This window comes from Kitasatospora sp. NPDC089797, from assembly GCF_040684795.1.
In the GTDB taxonomy this organism is placed as follows: Bacteria; Actinomycetota; Actinomycetes; order Streptomycetales; family Streptomycetaceae; genus Kitasatospora.
The window spans coordinates 134,479-151,274 of the sequence record NZ_JBFBGS010000015.1 but is presented as its reverse complement, the minus strand read 5'-3'; the positions used below and the strand labels follow the sequence as shown (position 1 = coordinate 151,274).

Annotated in this window: 16 protein-coding genes; 4 read left to right on the top strand and 12 right to left on the bottom strand. The window is 74.2% G+C overall.

Annotation, left to right across the window (positions count from 1 at the left end; all coding sequences use genetic code 11):
• The first annotated feature begins 67 nt into the window (after positions 1-67).
• Positions 68-442: an RNA polymerase-binding protein RbpA gene (locus AB0O91_RS14505; RefSeq protein ID WP_350517527.1), complete on the top strand. Its 375-nt coding sequence runs from the start codon at positions 68-70 to the stop codon at positions 440-442.
• Between the two features lie 187 nt (positions 443-629).
• Here the strand turns inward: AB0O91_RS14505 and fxsA are convergent, their stop codons facing one another.
• From fxsA to AB0O91_RS14480, 5 genes are all read right to left on the bottom strand, one after another.
• A complete protein-coding gene (gene fxsA, locus AB0O91_RS14500) occupies positions 630-1,208 on the bottom strand; it encodes an FxsA family membrane protein (protein ID WP_363431941.1) in 579 nt (192 codons plus the stop codon).
• 55 nt (positions 1,209-1,263) lie between these two features.
• Positions 1,264-2,904 carry an apolipoprotein N-acyltransferase gene (lnt, locus tag AB0O91_RS14495; RefSeq protein WP_363432000.1) on the bottom strand — a complete coding sequence of 547 codons (1,641 nt, stop codon included), beginning with the start codon at positions 2,902-2,904 and terminating at the stop codon, positions 1,264-1,266.
• Between the two features lie 106 nt (positions 2,905-3,010).
• Positions 3,011-3,463: an N-acetyltransferase gene (locus tag AB0O91_RS14490; protein ID WP_363431938.1), complete on the bottom strand. Its 453-nt coding sequence runs from the start codon at positions 3,461-3,463 to the stop codon at positions 3,011-3,013.
• A gap of 86 nt (positions 3,464-3,549) precedes the next feature.
• Positions 3,550-5,157, bottom strand: coding sequence for an amidohydrolase (locus AB0O91_RS14485; protein ID WP_363431935.1), 1,608 nt, complete (start codon positions 5,155-5,157; stop codon positions 3,550-3,552).
• Positions 5,158-5,188: 31 nt separating this feature from the next.
• Entirely contained in the window at positions 5,189-5,629 is a 441-nt protein-coding gene (locus AB0O91_RS14480; protein WP_350883567.1) for an Lrp/AsnC family transcriptional regulator, read from the bottom strand.
• A 229-nt stretch (positions 5,630-5,858) separates the two neighbouring features.
• Here AB0O91_RS14480 and AB0O91_RS14475 point away from each other — a divergent pair, with 229 nt between their 5' ends.
• Positions 5,859-6,329 (top strand): hypothetical protein, encoded by a 471-nt coding sequence (locus tag AB0O91_RS14475; RefSeq protein ID WP_363431932.1) that lies wholly within the window; start codon positions 5,859-5,861, stop codon positions 6,327-6,329.
• Positions 6,330-6,522: 193 nt separating this feature from the next.
• On the opposite strand, the gene AB0O91_RS14470 is transcribed toward AB0O91_RS14475, so the two are convergent.
• Positions 6,523-7,686, bottom strand: a complete 1,164-nt coding sequence (locus AB0O91_RS14470) for an acyl-CoA dehydrogenase family protein (protein WP_363431929.1) — start codon at positions 7,684-7,686, stop codon at positions 6,523-6,525.
• Positions 7,687-7,990: 304 nt separating this feature from the next.
• On the opposite strand from AB0O91_RS14470, the gene AB0O91_RS14465 reads away from it, so the two are divergent.
• Entirely contained in the window at positions 7,991-8,635 is a 645-nt protein-coding gene (locus AB0O91_RS14465; protein WP_363431998.1) for a hypothetical protein, read from the top strand.
• 384 nt (positions 8,636-9,019) lie between these two features.
• On the top strand, positions 9,020-11,032 hold the full coding sequence (locus AB0O91_RS14460; protein WP_363431995.1) for an AAA family ATPase: 2,013 nt from the start codon (positions 9,020-9,022) through the stop codon (positions 11,030-11,032).
• A gap of 60 nt (positions 11,033-11,092) precedes the next feature.
• On the opposite strand, the gene AB0O91_RS14455 is transcribed toward AB0O91_RS14460, so the two are convergent.
• The 6 genes from AB0O91_RS14455 to AB0O91_RS14430 all read right to left on the bottom strand — a co-directional run bounded on the left by AB0O91_RS14455 (position 11,093) and on the right by AB0O91_RS14430 (position 16,766).
• Positions 11,093-12,079 carry an NAD-dependent epimerase/dehydratase family protein gene (locus tag AB0O91_RS14455; RefSeq protein ID WP_363431926.1) on the bottom strand — a complete coding sequence of 329 codons (987 nt, stop codon included), beginning with the start codon at positions 12,077-12,079 and terminating at the stop codon, positions 11,093-11,095.
• A 141-nt stretch (positions 12,080-12,220) separates the two neighbouring features.
• On the bottom strand, positions 12,221-13,264 hold the full coding sequence (locus AB0O91_RS14450) for a hemolysin family protein (protein WP_363431924.1): 1,044 nt from the start codon (positions 13,262-13,264) through the stop codon (positions 12,221-12,223).
• Positions 13,261-14,604 carry a hemolysin family protein gene (locus AB0O91_RS14445; protein WP_363431922.1) on the bottom strand — a complete coding sequence of 448 codons (1,344 nt, stop codon included), beginning with the start codon at positions 14,602-14,604 and terminating at the stop codon, positions 13,261-13,263. Before AB0O91_RS14445 ends, AB0O91_RS14450 begins: the two co-directional genes overlap by 4 nt.
• A 345-nt stretch (positions 14,605-14,949) precedes the next feature.
• On the bottom strand, positions 14,950-15,390 hold the full coding sequence (locus AB0O91_RS14440; RefSeq protein WP_363431919.1) for a PH domain-containing protein: 441 nt from the start codon (positions 15,388-15,390) through the stop codon (positions 14,950-14,952).
• Positions 15,391-15,493: 103 nt separating this feature from the next.
• Positions 15,494-16,342, bottom strand: coding sequence for an ATP phosphoribosyltransferase (gene hisG / locus AB0O91_RS14435; RefSeq protein WP_363431917.1), 849 nt, complete (start codon positions 16,340-16,342; stop codon positions 15,494-15,496).
• Positions 16,343-16,493: 151 nt separating this feature from the next.
• On the bottom strand, positions 16,494-16,766 hold the full coding sequence (locus AB0O91_RS14430; RefSeq protein ID WP_363431915.1) for a phosphoribosyl-ATP diphosphatase: 273 nt from the start codon (positions 16,764-16,766) through the stop codon (positions 16,494-16,496).
• Positions 16,767-16,796: the final 30 nt, after the last annotated feature.

Sequence of the window (16,796 nt, the reverse complement as noted above, 5' to 3'; positions counted from 1 at the left end):
CGTTGACCGAACGACGAAGAACAGCGACCACTAGTCCTGTGGGCCATAAGCCCGGGAGGCACGATTCATGAGCGAGCGAGCTCTCCGCGGCACGCGACTCGGGGCCACTAGCTACGAGACCGACCGTGGTATCGATCTGGCTCCCCGCCAGACCGTCGAGTACGCATGTCAGAACGGACACCGATTCGAGGTTCCTTTCTCGGTCGAGGCGGAGATCCCCCAGACCTGGGAATGCCGCTTCTGCGGCCAGGAGGCGATGCTCCTCGACGGTGACGAGCCGGAGGAGAAGAAGGTCAAGCCCACGCGCACCCATTGGGACATGCTGATGGAGCGCCGGACGCGCGAGGAGCTGGAGGAGGTGCTGGCCGAGCGGCTGGCCGTGCTCCGTTCCGGTGGGATGAACCTCGCGGTGCACCCGCGGGACACCCGCAAGAGCGCCTGACACACCTCGCTCCCGCCGAGTGCGGGAGGACGCGAAAAGGGACCCTGGTCACCAGGGTCCCTTTCGCGTTGCCGGATCCGTCCTCGTCGCGTGGCCTTCGCGCTGCCGGATCCGGCCTCGCAGCGCACGGCGGTGGGCCGCCCGGTGCGGGCGGCCCACGGGTGGCTGCGCGGTGCCTCCGGCGGTGTCAGCCGGTGATCGGCGGCCGGTACCCGGTGTCCGGGCCCTGCGGGCCGCGCGGGCCCGCCTCCGGCTCGACCACCTCGCCCTGGATCACCTTGCCGTCCGGGCGGTGGATCCGCAGCTGCTCCTGCAGCCGCATCGCGTCCGCGAACGGGTCCGCGCCGGTGCCGGTGGTGCTGCGGATCGCCTTGTCCGCGACCCGGCGCCCGACGGCCCGCCACAGCGCCCGGGTGGGCGGGAACAGCAGGGTCAGCGCGACCAGGTCGGACAGGAAGCCCGGGATGATCAGCAGCAACCCGGCCAGCACCGTCATGCTCGTGCCGGTCTGCGGCTGCTGGGACTGCGGGTTCTTGCTCTGCTCGATCGCCGCCGACAGCGCCTTCAGCCCGGCCCGCTTGATCAGCGAGCCGCCGATCAGGCCGCCGCCGATGAGCAGCAGCAGGACGGCGAAGCCGCCCAGCCAGGAGCCCACCAGGACCAGCAGCCAGATCTCCAGCACCAGCCAGGCGGTGATCAGCAGCGGCAGCACCCGGCGGAGCCTGCTGCGCGGGACCGGACGGGTGGGGGTAGCTTGCTGGGTCACGGTACGAATCCACTCCAAGCGGTGCTCTGCGCGCCGCACGGGAGGTCCGGGCCGGCTACGGCACCACCTGGTCCAACGATTCCCCGGCGGCCGGTGTTCCGTCCACGGCCTTCTTGCGGCGGCCGACCAGCACGGCCGCGGCGCAGGCCAGCAGGCCGCCGATCGCCAGCGTCCACTCCGGGACGGCGCCGACCCGGTCGGCGACCGTGGTGCCGTCGCGCAGCGGGACGGTCGCCGACAGCTCGGCCGGGGTCAGCTCGGCGGTGCGCTGCTCGACGGTGCCGTCCGGGGCGATCACCGCGCTGATCCCGCTGGTGGCGGCGATCAGGACGGCCCGGCCGTGCTCGACCGCGCGCAGCCGGCTCATCGCGAGCTGCTGCTCGGGCTGGCCGGTCTTGGCGTAGGTCGCGTTGTTGGTCTGGACCACCAGCACCCGGGCACCGCTGTCCACGGTGTCCCGGACGATCTCGTCGTAGGCGACCTCGAAGCAGATCACATCGCCGATCCGGGCCGGGCCGAGCTGCATCACACCGTTGTGGTCGCCGGGGTAGAAGTCCCGGGCGACCCGCTGGAGGCGGGTGATCACCTTCATCAGCTGGGCGCGGAACGGCACGTACTCGCCGAACGGGACGGGGTGCTGCTTGGTGTAGGACGCACCGGGGCCGGTGACCGGGTCCCAGACGATGCCCTCGTTCTGGACGTGCTGGGCGTCCGGGCCGTCGACCAGGGTGCCGACCAGGGTGGGCACGCCGACGGCCTTGACCGCCTCGTCGATCCGCTGGCGGGCCAGCGGATCGCTGAACGGGTCGAGGTCGGAGGAGTTCTCCGGCCAGATCACCACGTCGGGCTTCGGGACCTTGCCGTCCCGGACGTCGGCGGCGAGCCGCTCGGTGGCCGCGGCGTGGTTGTTGAGCACCATCATCGGGCGGCCGAGGAAGTCCATGCCCGGGTTGGGCACGTTGCCCTGGACGATGGCGACCTTCACGGTGTCGGCCGCGGCCGTGGGCACCGGCACCAGGTAGCCCGCCAGCAGGGTCGCCACCGCGCCGAGCGCCGCCAGCGCGGCCGCCTTCGGGGCCCGGCCCGGCCCGCGCAGGCGCAGCGCCGCCCAGCCGAGCAGGGCGCCGGAGAGCGCGACCGCGAAGGTCACCAGCGGCGCACCGCCGAGCGCCGCCAGCGGGGTGTACGGGGTGGCGGTGTTGGCGAAGGCGAGCCGGCCCCAGGGGAAGCCGCCGAGCGGCAGCCGGTCGCGCGCCCACTCCTGGGTGACCCACAGGGCCGCCGCCCAGAGCGGCCAGCCGGGCAGCCGGGAGGTGAGCGCCAGCGCGCCGCCGAGCAGGGCCAGGAACAGCGCCTCGATGACCGACAGGCCGACCGTGGCGTCCCAGCCGACCACCCGCAGCCAGCTGAGCAGCATCAGGAAGAACGGGAAGCCGAACGCGAAGCCGGTCCAGGCGCCCTGGCGGAACGTCCGGCCGCGGGTCAGCAGGGACAGCGCGGCGACCCCGACCAGCGACAGCGGCCACAGGTCGTACGGCGGGAAGGCGAGCGCGAGCAGCAGGCCGGCCAGCGCGGCGAGGCCGGTGCGCGGCAGCCCGGCGCGGACCTTGGCCAGGGCGCGGGCGGCGAGGCCGGGCTTCGGGGCCGGTTCCGGCTGCTCGGGAGCGGTCCCGGACCGCTCCTGGGTGACGGGCATGGCCACCGGCGCACCATCTTCCTGGGGCTTGCTGTTCGGACGCTGTGCGAAGAAGGTACCCCGGAAGGTCGGAAACGCGTGAGGTCAGGGTGGTGGGGCCGGCCCGTCAGCGCTCCGCGTAGTGGAACCGCGCGAGCGGCCAGTGGTCGGTGAGCCAGCGGTGGACGGCCCGGTGGAGCGGGGCGTCGAGCTCGGCGCGGTCGGCGCGGACCCAGGAGCTGACCGAGACCGCGGCGGGGTCCTCGCGGTCCGGATAGATGTAGACGCAGCCGATCACCTCGTCGCGGTCCGGCTCCAGGACGGTGTAGGTGAAGCCCCGGCGGGCCTCGAAGTCGGCGGCGTGCCGGCGCAGGTCGGCGAGGTTCTCCTCGGCGGACATGCCGTCGGCGGGCGGCCAGTTGCGGCCGGCCCAGCCGGGGGTGGCGCGGATGTGCTCCACGCTGCCGCTCCAGGCGGCGTGGTCGGAGGCGTTGTGCCGCGTGCCCAGGGGTTCCAGGCGGAACCCCTGGGCGAGCAGCTCGCGCGGGACGGTGAAGTCGGCGGGCACCAGTGCGGTCATGGCGGTCAACCTACGGGGCCGGGGCCCGCCGGCTCATCCCGTTTACCGCCGGCGGGCGGTCCGTCTACCGCCGGCGGACGCTCCGTCTACCGCTGGTGGACGGTGCGGCCGCGGACCACCGTGCGCAGGCAGACCGGCAGTTCGCGCCCCGGGGTGAGGTCGGGCAGGCCGGGGGTGCCGGAGCGCGGGTCGGTGGACCAGCCGGCCACCCGGGAGTCGGGGGCCTGGACGACGAGGTCGTCGGCGGCCCAGATCGCGTAGTTGGCGATCGCGCCGGGCACCAGGACGCCGTCGTGGTCGCGGCCGATCGCGCGCCAGCCGCCGCGGGTGTGGGCGGTGAAGGCGGCGCGGACCGAGATCCGGTGCTCCGGGGTGCGGTGGAAGGCCGCGGCGCGCACCGTCCCCCAGGGGTCGAGCGGGGTGACCGGGGCGTCCGAGCCGAAGGCCAGCGGGACGCCGGCCCGCAGCAGCGCCGCGTACGGGTTGAGGCCGGCTGCCCGTTCGGCGCCCAGACGCTGCACGTACATGCCGTCCGGGCCGCCCCAGGCCGCGTCGAAGGCGGGCTGGACGGAGGCGGTGAGGCCGAGTTCGGCGAAGGCCGCGATGGCCTTGTCGTCCAGCGCCTCGGCGTGCTCGACCCGGTGGCGCAGCGCCCTGACCCGGTCGGCGCCGACCCGCTCGCCGGCCGCCCGGACGCCCTCGATGACGGCGCCCACGGCCGCGTCGCCGATCGCGTGGAAGCCGGCCTGCAGCCCGGCCTCGGTGCAGGCGGCGACGTGGTCGGCGACCTGCTCGGCGGTCAGGTAGGCGGTGCCGGTGTGCTCGGCGTCCGCGTAGGGGGCGTGCAGGCAGGCGGTGTGCGAGCCGAGCGCGCCGTCCACGAAGAGGTCGCCGCCGACGCCCGTGGCGCCGAGCCGGCGGGCCGTCTCGACTCCGCCCAACTCGCCCCAGTAGCCGAAGACTTCCGGCCCCTCACCGTCGGCGGCCAGGGCCAGCAGAGCGGTCAGGTCCGACTCCGAGGAGATCTCCGGGCCGGCGCACTCGTGCAGGGCGCCGATGCCGAGTTCGGCGGCGCGGGCCAGGGTGGCGCGCTGGGCGCGGCGACGCTGCTCGGGGGTGAGGCGGGCGAGCGCGGTCTGCCGGACGGCGTGGTGGGCGTCCTTGGTGAGCGGGCCCTCGGCGTCGTGGCCGGGCCGCCCGGCGAGGCCCTCGGTGAGGGCGCGCAGCGCGGTGGTGGCGAGCGCGGAATGCACGTCGGTGCGGGAGAGGTAGAGGGCGGCGCCGCGGGCGGCCCCGTCGAGTTCGGTGCGCGTGGGCGGGCGGCCCTCGGGCCAGCCGGTCTCGTCCCAGCCGTGGCCGATCAGCACGCCGCCGGGCTCGGGCTGCGCGTCGACGAAGGCGGTGACGGCGGCCAGGGCGGCGGCCAGCGAGGGGCTGCCGGTGAGGTCGAGGCCGGTGAGCGCCAGTCCGGTGGCGGTGGCGTGCACATGGGCGTCGACGAAGGCGGGGGTGACCAGGGCGCCGTCCAGTTCGACGATCTCGTCGGCGATCGCGGCGTACGCCTCGGCGGCGCCGTCACTGCCGACCCAGGCGATGTGCCCGCCCTCCACGAGCATCGCGGTGGCGAAGGGGTCGGCAGGGCTGTAGACGGCGCCGCCGCGCAGCAGGACGGTCGGGGAGGTGCTTTCGGTCATGCCGCTAAGTCTGCACCTCGCCGCCCCGGACTCAGAGCCGCGGGGGTCGGGCCTCGTACGGGGTGGAGAGCACCACGGTGGTGCGGGTGGAGACGCCGGCCGCGCTGCGGATGCGGGCGAGCAGGTCCTCCAGGTCGCCGGGGGCGCCGACCCGCACCTTGAGGATGTAGTTCTCGTCCCCCGCGACGCTGTGGCAGGCCTCGATCTCGGGCAGGCCGGCCAGTCTCTCGGGGGTGTCGTCGGGGGCGCTGGGGTCGAAGGGCTTGACCGAGATGAACGCGGTCAGCGCCAGGTCGACGGCGTCGGGGTCGATGATCGCGGTGTAGCCGCGGATCACCCCGCGCTGCTCGAGGCGGCGCACCCGCTGGTGCACCGCCGAGGTGGACAGGCCGGTGGCCTTGCCCAGGTCCGTGTAGCTCATCCGGCCGTCCTCTAGGAGCAGCTGGACGATGCGTTGGTCGAGATCCTCCACAGTGCGCAAACCTACCCGGTCGGGAGCACGGGGGGCGCACGCGGTGGCACGGGGTGGGATTGCAGGTGTCAGGCGGGCAAGTGCCGGGTGAATGTGGCGGGCGGTGTGGCCAAGGACACACCCGGTGCATCACGGTGCACAACTCCGCAGGGTTATGAGCCCGGGAGGCAGGGAAGTGCTGGTTGTGGCCCTGAGCGACCACGCCGGGCCCGATCCTAGGGGGATCCTCATGCCTGCTACTGACCAGCGCGTGCTGGCCGCCGACGAGACCGACGAACCGACCGGCAGCGACGGCCTCGTGGTCGACCACATGCCGGGCATCGACCCCGGCGAGGCCGAGAACTGGGACATCTTCCGGGTCCACTGCCCCGAGTGCCGCCGCCCCATCGCCCTGGTGGCGGACGAGGAGCGGCTGCCGCAGCACGCGCTGCTGCCCACCGCCTGGAACCCCTTCGCCCCCGCGATCTGCCCCGGCTCGGGCCTCCCGACCGAGGACCTGGCCGAGGTCGAGGCCCCGGAGGACGCCGAACCGGCCGGGTTCGCCGCGCTGTTCAAGCTCCCGAACGGACTCGACTGGCGCACCCAGCCCTTCTCGCACGCCCTGGTGCACCGCCCGGCGCGGGAGGCGGCCGTCGCCATCGCCGCGGCCGTCCCGCTGGCCACCATCCCGGAGCAGCGCCGCCGGCTCGCCCGGCGCTGACCTCCGCCCGGCGCCGATTCCCGTCCGGCGGAAGTGACTTGACGCCCCGTCAGGCCACATGACATCGCCCCCGGCCGTCGCTCCGCACCCTGGAGCGGCGGCCGGGGGCCGTTTTCGGGAGGGCTCGCGGCCCTCGGTCGGGACGGGTCCGGCCCTTGGTCGGGGCGGGGCCGACCCTTGGTCGGGGCCGGCCTCAGCCCTTGGTGAGGTGGCGGCCGATCACCAGTCGCTGGATCTGGTTGGTGCCCTCGACGATCTGCAGCACCTTCGCCTCGCGCATGTAGCGCTCGGCCGGGAAGTCCTGGGTGTAGCCGTAGCCGCCGAGCACCTGGACGGCGTCGGTGGTCACCCGCATCGCCGCGTCGGTGCAGAACAGCTTGGCCATCGCCGCCTCCTTGGAGAACGGGCGGCCCGCGTCCTTCAGCCGGGCGGCGGCGAGGTAGAGCGAGCGGCCGGCCTCGATCTGGGTGGCCATGTCGGCGAGCAGGAAGGACAGGCCCTGGAACTCGGCGATCGGGCGGCCGAACTGGCGGCGGGTGCGGGCGTAGTCGACCGCGAGATCGAGCGCGGCCTGGGCGACGCCGACCGCGCAGGCGGCGATGCCCAGCCGGCCGGAGTCCAGTGCGGCGAGCGCGATCTGGAAGCCCTGGCCCTCCTCGCCGACCAGCCGCTCGGCGGGCACCCGGGCGCCGTCGAAGTGCAGCTGGGCGGTCGGCGAGGAGCGCATGCCCATCTTGTGCTCCGGCGGCGCGGCCGACAGGCCCTGCTGGGTGCCGGGGACGAGCAGGCAGCTGATGCCCTTGGGGCCGCCCTCCCCCGTGCGCACCATGGCGCTGTAGAAGTCGGCCCGGCCACCGTGGGTGATCCACGCCTTGGTGCCGTTGACCACGTACTCCGCGCCGTCGAGGTCGGCGCGGGTGCGCAGGGCGGCCGCGTCGGAGCCGGACTGCGGCTCGGAGAGGCAGTAGGCACCGAGTTGTTCGCCGGAGAGCATGCCGGGCAGCCACGCGTCGCGCTGCTCGTCACTGCCGAAGGTGGCCAGCGCGTGGCAGGACAGGGTGTGCACGCTCACGCCGAGACCGACGGCCAGCCAGCCGGCCGCGAGCTCCTCCAGGACCTGGAGGTAGACCTCGTAGGGCTGCGAGCCGCCGCCGTACCGCTCGTCGTACGGGAGGGAGAGCAGGCCGGCCTCGCCGAGGGTGCGGAAGACCTCCCGGGGGAAGCGGCCGGCGGCCTCGTCCTCCGCCGCGCGCGGCTGGAGTTCGCGCTGGACCAGGTCACGGGTGAGGCCGAGCAGCTCGTGGGCCTCCTCGCTGGGCAGCTGGCGCTCCACGGCTTTCACGGGGGAGGTGGTCATGGCGAGGGTCGCCTCCTCGATCGGGCGCCGGCCCGGGGTGGCGGGAGGTCGGCGCGGGGGGTGGCAGGTCGGCCCGACCGGCACCGGGTTGCGGTGAACGGCCGTTCACAGGCGTGGCGAAGGCGAGTATGCCCGAAACCCGCGCTGCCGTCACGACCTGCACAGATGAACTGGACGCAGTGGTGGGCTACGGCACCGTAGGGTTGACGTTGTGGCTGCATCCGGAACCGCCCCCTCCTCCCGTCCGCCCGCTCCCGCCGGCCCGCTGACCGGGCAGGACGCCCGCGCCGGCGCGCTCGGCGGCCTGCGCGGCGTCGGGTGCGGCAGCGAGCGCGGCGTCGACCCGCTGGCCGCGCTGGCCGGGGAGCTGCGCGCACTGCCGCCCTCCTGCGGGCCGGTGCGACTGGTCGCGGTGGACGGGCACGCGGGCTCCGGCAAGACCACCTTCGCCGGGCGGCTGGCGACGGCGCTCGGCGGGGCTCCGGTGGTCCACCTCGACGACCTGGCCACCCACCACGAGCTCTTCGGCTGGACCGACCGGCTGCGCACCCAGGTGCTGGAGCCGCTGGCGGCCGGCCGGGACGCCGAACACCGGGTGTACGACTGGACGTTGCGCCGGTTCGCGGGCACCGTCCGGGTGCCGTCGGCGCCGGTGGTGCTGGTGGAGGGGGTCGGGGCGGGCCGCCGGGAGGTGCGGCCGTGGCTGGCCCGGGTGATCTGGATGGAGCTGGAGGCCGCCGCGGCCCGGCGCCGGGGAGAACAGCGGGACGGACCGGAACTCGCCGGATTCTGGGCCGGATGGGCCCGCGCGGAGGCCGCGCACTTCGCCGCCGACCCGAGCCGCCCGTACGCCGCGACCCGGGTCGACGGGGTGACCGGACGGATCCTGCCGGGCACCGTCGGTGAGCCCGCCGACAGGCCCTTGACCTGCGACATCACCAGGATCTAGGTTCTCCTCAGCCGCCGGAACCCACCGTTCCGGCCGCCTCGGACCCGGCGCCCCCGGCTTGTTCCCCCGTGAGCCGGGGGCGCCGTCCGGTCCTTCCGGCCGTCCGCCCAGCGGCGGTTTTTCGGCCATTCGCCTGCTCAACCACCATGCGCACGATCGCATTTGACCCTGTGCGGCACCCTTCCGGATCAGCGCCGCGCCGGTACGATTCCCGGTAGGCGCATATGCGCCCCGGGGGCTCGACGACCACCGGCCCGGCTGCGCACAGGCGATCCGCCGGCCGATCCCCGGGCCACACCGCGGGGGGCGTGAGTGACGACGGTGGACAGTTCCGACAGCACGGCGGGCCCGGACCGGCTCGCCGACCGGGCCTGGCTGCGTGCCATGGACGCCTACACGGCGGGTGCCTACACCCGGGCCGAGGAGGAGTTCCGGGCGGCCGTCCGGCTGGACCCGGGCATGGCCGACGCCTGGCTCGGCCTGCACGCGCTGCGCAGCGACACCTCGGCGGCGCTGCTGGCCATGTACCGCAACCAGCACCGCTTCGGCGAGCAGCGGCGGCTGCACCGGCGTCCGCTCAGTTCCTGGTACTGGCTGGGCTGGTGGGTGCAGCCGGTGCTGGAGGACGCCCGTGACCTCGCGCTGGCGCACGCCTCGCACTGGCTGGACGGCCGCCACCTGGCCGAGCTGGACCGGGCGTTGGAGCAGTGCCCGGCGCCCAGCGAGGACCCGTCCGCGCAGTTCCTGTACGCCTGCCGGTCCTACCTGCTGAAGGACTGGGAGCAGCTGATCCGGGACACCGACCGGCTGTTGGACGACCCGCTGCTGGGCATCGAGGCCGGACTGTTCGCGGGCATGGCCCGGGTCCGGCTGGACATGTGCGCCCAGGCCCAGGCCCCGCTGGCCGCCTCGCTGGCGCGCTGCCGCTCCGAGCAGCCCCAGCGCAAGGAGCTGCGCTACTGGCTGGCCCGGGCCTACGAGGGGGCCGGGCGCAGCGCGGCGGCCCTGCCGCTCTACCGCGCGGTGCACCGGGCCGATCCGGCGTTCATGGACACCTCGGCCCGACTGGCGGCGATCTCGGCGGAGGACGCGCTCGCGGACGGGCTGCTCGCGGACGGACGCTCGGGCGGGCTGGACGGCGTGGGCCTGGACGGCGGCGGGCTGGACGGCGTGGGGCTCGACGGCCCCGGACTGGACGGCGTGGGACTGGACGGCGGCGGGCTGGACGGGGTCGGGCTCGACGGCGCCGGGCCGGGTTTCCAGGACGACCCGGGGTACGTCGAAGGCGCGCTCTACGACGCCGAGTTCGGCACCGGCGCCGCCCCGGCCGGCGGCGGCCCCTCGGTGGACGCGACGCTGGTGGACGGCCCGCTCGCCGGACCGGAGGCGGACACCGCCCCGGCGGACGGCGCGCCGCAGGCCGCCGGGGAGCGCTCCGGCTCGGGCTCCCCGGCCGGCCCGACCGCCCTGCCGCTGCCGGTGCGGGGCGGCGAGGCCCAGCCCCGTACCGCCGCCCTCCCGGAGCCCCGTCCGGTGGCCAGCGAGCGGGAGTTGGACGCCGCGCTGGCCGAACTCTCGCTGATGGTCGGCCTGGAGCCGGTCAAGCGCCAGGTACGGGCCCTGTCGGCCCAGTTGAGGATGTCCCGGCTGCGGGCCGAACAGGGGCTGCCGGTCCAGCCGCCGAAGCGGCACTTCGTCTTCTCCGGCCCCTCCGGCACCGGCAAGACCACCGTGGCCCGGATCCTCGGCCGGGTCTTCCACGCCCTCGGCCTGCTCTCCGGCGACCACTTGGTGGAGGCCCAACGAGCCGACCTGGTCGGCGAGTTCCTCGGCCAGACGGCGGTCAAGGCGAATGAGCTGATCGACTCCGCGCTGGACGGCGTGCTGTTCATCGACGAGGCGTACAGCCTGTCCAACTCCGGCTACACCAAGGGTGACGCGTACGGCGACGAGGCGCTCCAGGTGCTGCTCAAGCGGGCCGAGGACAACCGGGACCGGCTGGTGGTCATCCTGGCCGGCTACCCCGAGGGGATGAACCGGCTGCTCGCCACCAACCCCGGGCTCAACTCCCGCTTCACCACCAGGGTCGACTTCCCGAGCTACCGGCCGAACGAGCTGACCGCGATCGGCGCGGCCCTGGCCGGCCGGGACGGCGACGGCTGGGACGAGGACGCCGCCGAGGAGCTGGCCAGCATCTGCGTCCACGTGGTGCGCGAGGGCTGGATTGACGAGCTGGGCAACGGCCGGTTCATCCGCACCCTGTACGAGAAGTCCTGCGCCTACCGGGACCTCCGGCTGTCCCTGCTGCGCGAGCCGCCGGGCCGGGAGGACCTGGCGACGTTGCGGCTGCCGGACCTGGTCCAGGCGTACGGGGAGCTGATCGACGGCCGGGGCTGAGTCCGCACCGTCGGCCGCCGGGGCCGGGCGGGCCGTGCGGCGGGCCGACCGCGCGGCGGGTCAGTCGGCGAGCAGCCGCGCCTCCCGCTCGGGGTCCAAACCGACGGCCGGCCGGTCGGCGCGCTGCGGGGCGGTGCCACCGATCGACCGCAGCCAGGCCCAGGTGTCCTCGACCGTCTCGGCGACCGGCCGGCAGCGCAGCCCGGCCTCCACGGCGCGGGCCACCGAGGCGCCGTGCAGGAAGTCGTACAGCTCGCCGGGCGCCAGCCAGACCGGCAGCTCCGTCCACGGTTGGACGCCCGCCGCGAGGATCCGCTCCGGGTCGGTCCAGCGCAGTTCGGCGTCCGAGCCGGTGGCCCGGACGCAGGCCTCCAGCAGCCCGCCCATGGTGGTGTGGCCGGCCGGGCCGACCACGTTGTACGGGCCGCCCAGCCGGGCCGCCACCGCGTCCAGGGTCCAGACCGCGAGGTCGCGGCCGTCGATGTACTGGAGCGGCAGATCGCGCGGGCCGGGGGCGAGCACCGGCCCCCCGCGGGCGATCCGGCTCAGCCACCAGGGCAGCCGGCCGATGTCCTCGTACGGGCCGAGGATCAGTCCGGCGCGGACCAGCAGGGCACGCCCGCCGAACTCGGCCTCCAGCGCCAGCTCGGCGCCGCGCTTGGCCTCCGGGTAGGCGACCCCGCCGGTGAGGTCCGGGGCGGAGGGCACCACCGGGGCGGTCTCGTCCGCCCCGGCGCGCAGCGGGTGGTCGTAGACCGAGCGGCTGGAGACGTACGCGTAGTGGCCGATCCGGCCGTTCAGCCGCCGTGCGCTGTCGCGGACCGCCACCGGGGCCGAGGACCAGGTGTCCACCACCGCGTCCCACTCCCCCGTGCCGAGCGCCGCGAGGCCGTCCTCGGCGGTGCGGTCCCCGAGCAGCACCCGCACGCCCTCGGGTGCGGGCCGGTTGCCGCGGTTGAGGACCGTCACCTCCCATCCCCTGGCCAGCGACTCCTCGACGACGGTGCGCCCGACGAACCCCGTCCCACCCAGCAGCAGAAGTCTCATGCCGACCACCCTGCTCCGCGGGTGGCCGGCAGGGGAACCCCTGCCTGCTCACGGCAGAATCTCCGGCCGTGGACCGGGGTCCGTGAACGCGCGGACCCCGGTCCGCGGACGCAGTGTCCGTGGACCGGGGTCCGGGGTCCGTCAGGCCGTGCGGTGGTCCGGGTCGTGCATCTCGCCGACCAGCTCCTCCAGCACGTCCTCCAGCATGACCACGCCGATGGTCCGGCCGTCCTGGTCCAGCACGGCGGCCAGGTGGCAGGTGGCCCGGCGCATCGCGCCGAGGGCGTCGTCCAGCGGGAGACTGCCGCGCAGCACGGTGATCGGCCGCCACAGCCGGGCCGGGACGGGCGCCGACGGGTCCTCCACGTCGAGGATGTCCTTGAGGTGGAGGTAGCCCAGGTAGCCGTGGCCGGCCGGGTCGCCGTCGGTGACCGGGAAGCGCGAGAAGCCGGTGCGCAGGGCGAGCTCCTCGACCTCGGCGGCGGTCGCCTTCGGGTCGACGGTGACCAGCTGCTCGGGCCGCAGCAGTACGTCGGTGACCGGACGGCGGCCCATCTCCAGGGCGTCCTCCAGGCGCTCCTGGCGGTCCTCGTCGAGCAGGCCGGCGTCCCGGGAGTCGACCAGCAGGTACATCAGCTGCTCGGTGGTGAAGACCGACTCGACCTCGTCCTTGGCCTCGACCCGGAACAGCTTCAGCACCCCGTTGGCGCAGGCGTTGAACAGCCTGATCACCGGGGCGAGCCAGCGGGCCAGCCGGTCCAGCGGCGGGCCGAGCCAGAGCGCGGCCCGCTCCGGGCCGGCCATGGCCATGTTCTTCGGCACCATCTCGCCGATGACCATGTGCAGGAAGACCACGAGGGCCAGCGAGATCCCGTAGGAGAGCGGGTGCATCAGCGCGGACGGGACGCCGATCGCATGGAACGGGCCCTCCAGCAGTCCGGCGATGGTCGGCTCGGCGAGCGCACCGAGACCCAACGAACAGACGGTGATGCCGAGTTGGGCGGCGGCCAGCATCGCGGAGACGTTGGACAGCGCGTGCAGCACGATGCAGGCGCGCTTGTGCCCGGCCTCGGCGAGCGGCTCGATCTGGCTGCGGCGCACCGAGACGACGGCGAACTCGGCGCCGACGAAGAAGGCGTTGCCGAGCAGGAGCAGCACGGCGACGGCGAGTTGGAGCACGGTCATCGGACGTCCTCCCCGCTCTCGCCGAACCGGCCGGGGGCGCTGGTGCGCTCCACCCGGACCTGGCTGGTGCGGTGCCGGTCGACGCCGGTCACGGTGAACCGCCAGCCGGGCAGCGCGGCCTGCTCGCCCACCTCGGGCAGCTTGCCGAGCAGGTCGGAGACCAGGCCGGCCAGCGTCTCGTACGGGCCGTCCGGGGCGTGCAGGCCGATCGCCTCCAGCTGGTCCAGCCGGGCCCGGCCGTCGGCCTGCCAGGCGGGCAGGCCGTCGACGGCCGGCAGCGCCAGCAGGTCGGGGTGGTCGGCCGGGTCGTGCTCGTCCTGCACCTCGCCGACGATCTCCTCGACGATGTCCTCGACGGTGACGACGCCGGCGGTGCCGCCGTACTCGTCCACCACGATGGCCATCGGCTGGAGCCGGCGCAGCTGGTCGAGCAGCCGCTCGGCGGGCAGCGTCTCGGGCACCAGCAGCGGCGGCGAGGCCAGGTCGGCGACCCGGACCAGGCCGCGGCGGGCGGCCGGGACGGCGAGCGCGTCCTTGAGCGTCACGATGCCGGTGACCTCGTCCACGGTGTCGGTGTAGACCGGGAAGCGGGACAGGCCGGTGGCCCGGGTGAGGTTGATGACGTCCGAGGCGGTGGCGTCGCGCTGGAGCGCGGCGACGTCGATCCGCGGGGTCATCACCGACTCGGCGGTGAGGTCGCCGAGGCCGAGGGTGCGGACGAACAGGGTCGCCGACTCCTCGTCTATCGCGCCGGCCTTGGCCGAGTGCCGGGCCAGCGAGACCAGCTCGGCGGGGGTGCGGGCGTGCTCCAGCTCCTCCTGCGGCTCGATGCCGAAGGCCCGGACCGTCCGGTCGGCCGCGCCGTTCAGGAAGCTGATCAGCGGGCGGCAGACGAAGGAGAAGGCCATGTGCGGGGCGGCGACCGCGCGGGCCACCTGGAGCGGGCGGGAGATCGCCCAGTTCTTCGGGACCAGCTCGCCGATCACCATCTGGACGACGGTGGCCAGCACCATGCCGACCACCACGGCGACGCCGCGGGCGGCCGAGTCCGGCACCCCGAGGCCCGACATCACGGGCTGGAGCAGGGTCGACAGGGCCGGCTCGGCGAGCATGCCGACCACCAGCGAGGTGACGGTGATGCCCAGCTGGGCGCCGGAGAGTTCGAAGGAGAGGTGCCGCAGGGCCCGGGAGACCCGGGCGGACTTGGCGTCGCCGCTCTTGGCGGAACGTTCCACCTCGCCGCGGTCGGCGGTCACGAAGGCGAACTCGGCGGCCACGAAGAGACCGTTCGCGAGGATCAGGAGCAGGGCCGCGAGCAACAGCAGCCAGGCGGTGATCACAGTGCCGCCTGCCTTCCGGAGATCGGAAGCGAGGCGGCGCAGGTACTACCGGACGGATCGTCCATCGAGGGGGAGAGTCACTCCTCAGGTCGGCTCGGACCGGGTCGGTCCGAGTCGGTTCGGGTCGGTTCGGGTCGTTCTCGGACGGGGCCGAAGTTTTGCCCCGCTTTTACCAGCGTAGACCATACCGGCGCGACAGCAGGAGGGGTGTTCGGACCCGCCGGGCCCGGGGAGCGCCGTCCGGGGACCGGCGGTCACGGACCGGGGACCGACCGTCGCGGCTGCCGGTCGCGGTGCCCGGGGCCGCCGGTCGCGGTGCCCGGGGCCGCCGGTCGCGGGCCGGGCTCAGACCTGGGCGTGGTGCTCGACCAGGTCGCGCAGCGCGCGGGCGTCCGCGATCGCCTGGTCCTTCCCGACGCCGGACTGGATCCCCACCACGGCCAGCGAGGTGCCGTCGGCGAGGTCGAGGCTGGCCCACGGGTCGCCCTGGCGGAAGTTGACCCGGACGATCTCGGCCCAGGCCAGTCGGCGGCTGCGGACGAAGTTGACCACCGTCACGCCCTCCGCGTCGGCACGCACCCGGGGGCGGGCCAGCATCAGGCCCACGCCGGCGAACAGCACGCCGCTGGCGATCATCATGATCCGGTCGTTGAGCTGCCAGTTCTCCGGGAGCAGCACGGCCAGCACCACGAACAGCACCACCAGCACGGCGCAGACCGGCAGCAGCACCACACGGGTGCGGCGGGGCGCCCAGGTGACGGGGAACTCGACGGGCGGCGTGGACACGTGGGGTCTCCGGTGGTTCTGGGTTGCGACAGCACGGGGGGCGGGACACCGGTCGGCGTCCCGCCCCATTGAACCGTTCTTTACTCCCGGCCGTGCGGCCAGGTCAGAGGCGGCAGGCGTGGATGTTGGTGACCAGGATGGCCCGGGCGCCGATGCCCCACAGGTCGTCCATGATCTGCTGGGCCTCCTTGCGGAGCACCATCGAGCGGACGGCCACCCAGCCCTCGGTGTGCAGCGGGGAGACGGTCGGCGACTCCAGGCCGGGGGTGAGCGCCACCGCGGCGCCGACCTTCTCGGCGCGGATGTCGTAGTCCATCAGCACGTAGCGGCGGGCCACCAGCACACCCTGGAGGCGGCGCAGGAACTGCTCCACCCGGGTGTCCTCGCCCGCGCCCTTGGGGCGGATCACCACGGAGTCCGAGATCAGGATCGGCTCGCCGAAGACCTCCAGGCCGGCGTTGCGCAGGCTGGTGCCGGTCTCCACCACGTCGGCGATCACGTCGGCGACGCCCAGCTGCACCGCGGTCTCCACCGCGCCGTCCAGCTTGGTGACCGTCGCCGTCACCCCGTGGTCGGCCAGGTGCTGCTCGACCAGACCGGTGTAGGAGGTCGCGATCCGCAGCCCCTCCAGGCCCTGCACGTCCTTGACGTCCAGGCCCTCGGGGCGGGCGAAGCGGAAGGTCGACCCGGCGAAGCCGAGGGCGAGCACCTCCTCCGCGTTGGAGTGCGAGTCCAGCAGCAGGTCGCGGCCGGTGATGCCGACGTCCAGGCGGCCGGAGCCGACGTAGACGGCGATGTCGCGCGGGCGGAGGAAGAAGAACTCGACCTCGTTGTTCGGGTCGACGAGCACGAGCTCCTTGGGGTCCTTGCGCTGGCGGTAGCCGGCCTCATGGAGCATCTCCGCCGCGGGACCCGAGAGCGAACCCTTGTTGGGGACGGCGATACGCAGCATGGGAGGTTGCTTCCTTACCTGTTGGACCTGTTGGAAGGGGTGGTGCCCGGCGGAGCGGGTGTTCCGGGCCGTCCGGGCGTTCCGGATCGTCCCGGGTGTTCCGGAGGTGCGGGTTCTCTAGGGGTGCGGGTCTTCTGGAGGGACGGGACTTCTAGAGGTACGCGTAGACGTCGTCGAGCGTCAGTCCACGGGCGATCATCATCACCTGAACGTGGTAGAGGAGCTGGGAGATCTCCTCCGCCGTCTGCTCGTCCGACTGGAACTCGGCGGCCATCCAGACCTCGGCGGCCTCCTCGACGACCTTCTTGCCGATCGCATGGACGCCCTGCTGGACGAGCTGCGCGGTACGGGAGGACGAGGGGTCGCCGGTGGCGGCCTTCTGCTGGAGCTCGGCGAAGAGCTCCTCGAATGTCTTCGAAGCCATGATGGGACTCACCATACGGCGTGCGGACGG

Bases quoted from the DNA above. Each gene is read 5' to 3' on its own strand.
- AB0O91_RS14430 (WP_363431915.1), bottom strand. From the start codon at position 16,766: ATGGCTTCGAAGACATTCGAGGAGCTCTTCGCCGAGCTCCAGCAGAAG.
- AB0O91_RS14485 (WP_363431935.1), bottom strand. From the start codon at position 5,157: ATGACCGAAAGCACCTCCCCGACCGTCCTGCTGCGCGGCGGCGCCGTC.
- AB0O91_RS14450 (WP_363431924.1), bottom strand. From the start codon at position 13,264: ATGACCGTGCTCCAACTCGCCGTCGCCGTGCTGCTCCTGCTCGGCAAC.
- AB0O91_RS14470 (WP_363431929.1), bottom strand. From the start codon at position 7,686: ATGACCACCTCCCCCGTGAAAGCCGTGGAGCGCCAGCTGCCCAGCGAG.
- AB0O91_RS14505 (WP_350517527.1), top strand. From the start codon at position 68: ATGAGCGAGCGAGCTCTCCGCGGCACGCGACTCGGGGCCACTAGCTAC.
- AB0O91_RS14460 (WP_363431995.1), top strand. From the start codon at position 9,020: ATGGACGCCTACACGGCGGGTGCCTACACCCGGGCCGAGGAGGAGTTC.
- AB0O91_RS14475 (WP_363431932.1), top strand. From the start codon at position 5,859: ATGCCTGCTACTGACCAGCGCGTGCTGGCCGCCGACGAGACCGACGAA.
- AB0O91_RS14455 (WP_363431926.1), bottom strand. From the start codon at position 12,079: ATGAGACTTCTGCTGCTGGGTGGGACGGGGTTCGTCGGGCGCACCGTC.
- lnt (WP_363432000.1), bottom strand. From the start codon at position 2,904: ATGCCCGTCACCCAGGAGCGGTCCGGGACCGCTCCCGAGCAGCCGGAA.
- hisG (WP_363431917.1), bottom strand. From the start codon at position 16,342: ATGCTGCGTATCGCCGTCCCCAACAAGGGTTCGCTCTCGGGTCCCGCG.
- AB0O91_RS14490 (WP_363431938.1), bottom strand. From the start codon at position 3,463: ATGACCGCACTGGTGCCCGCCGACTTCACCGTCCCGCGCGAGCTGCTC.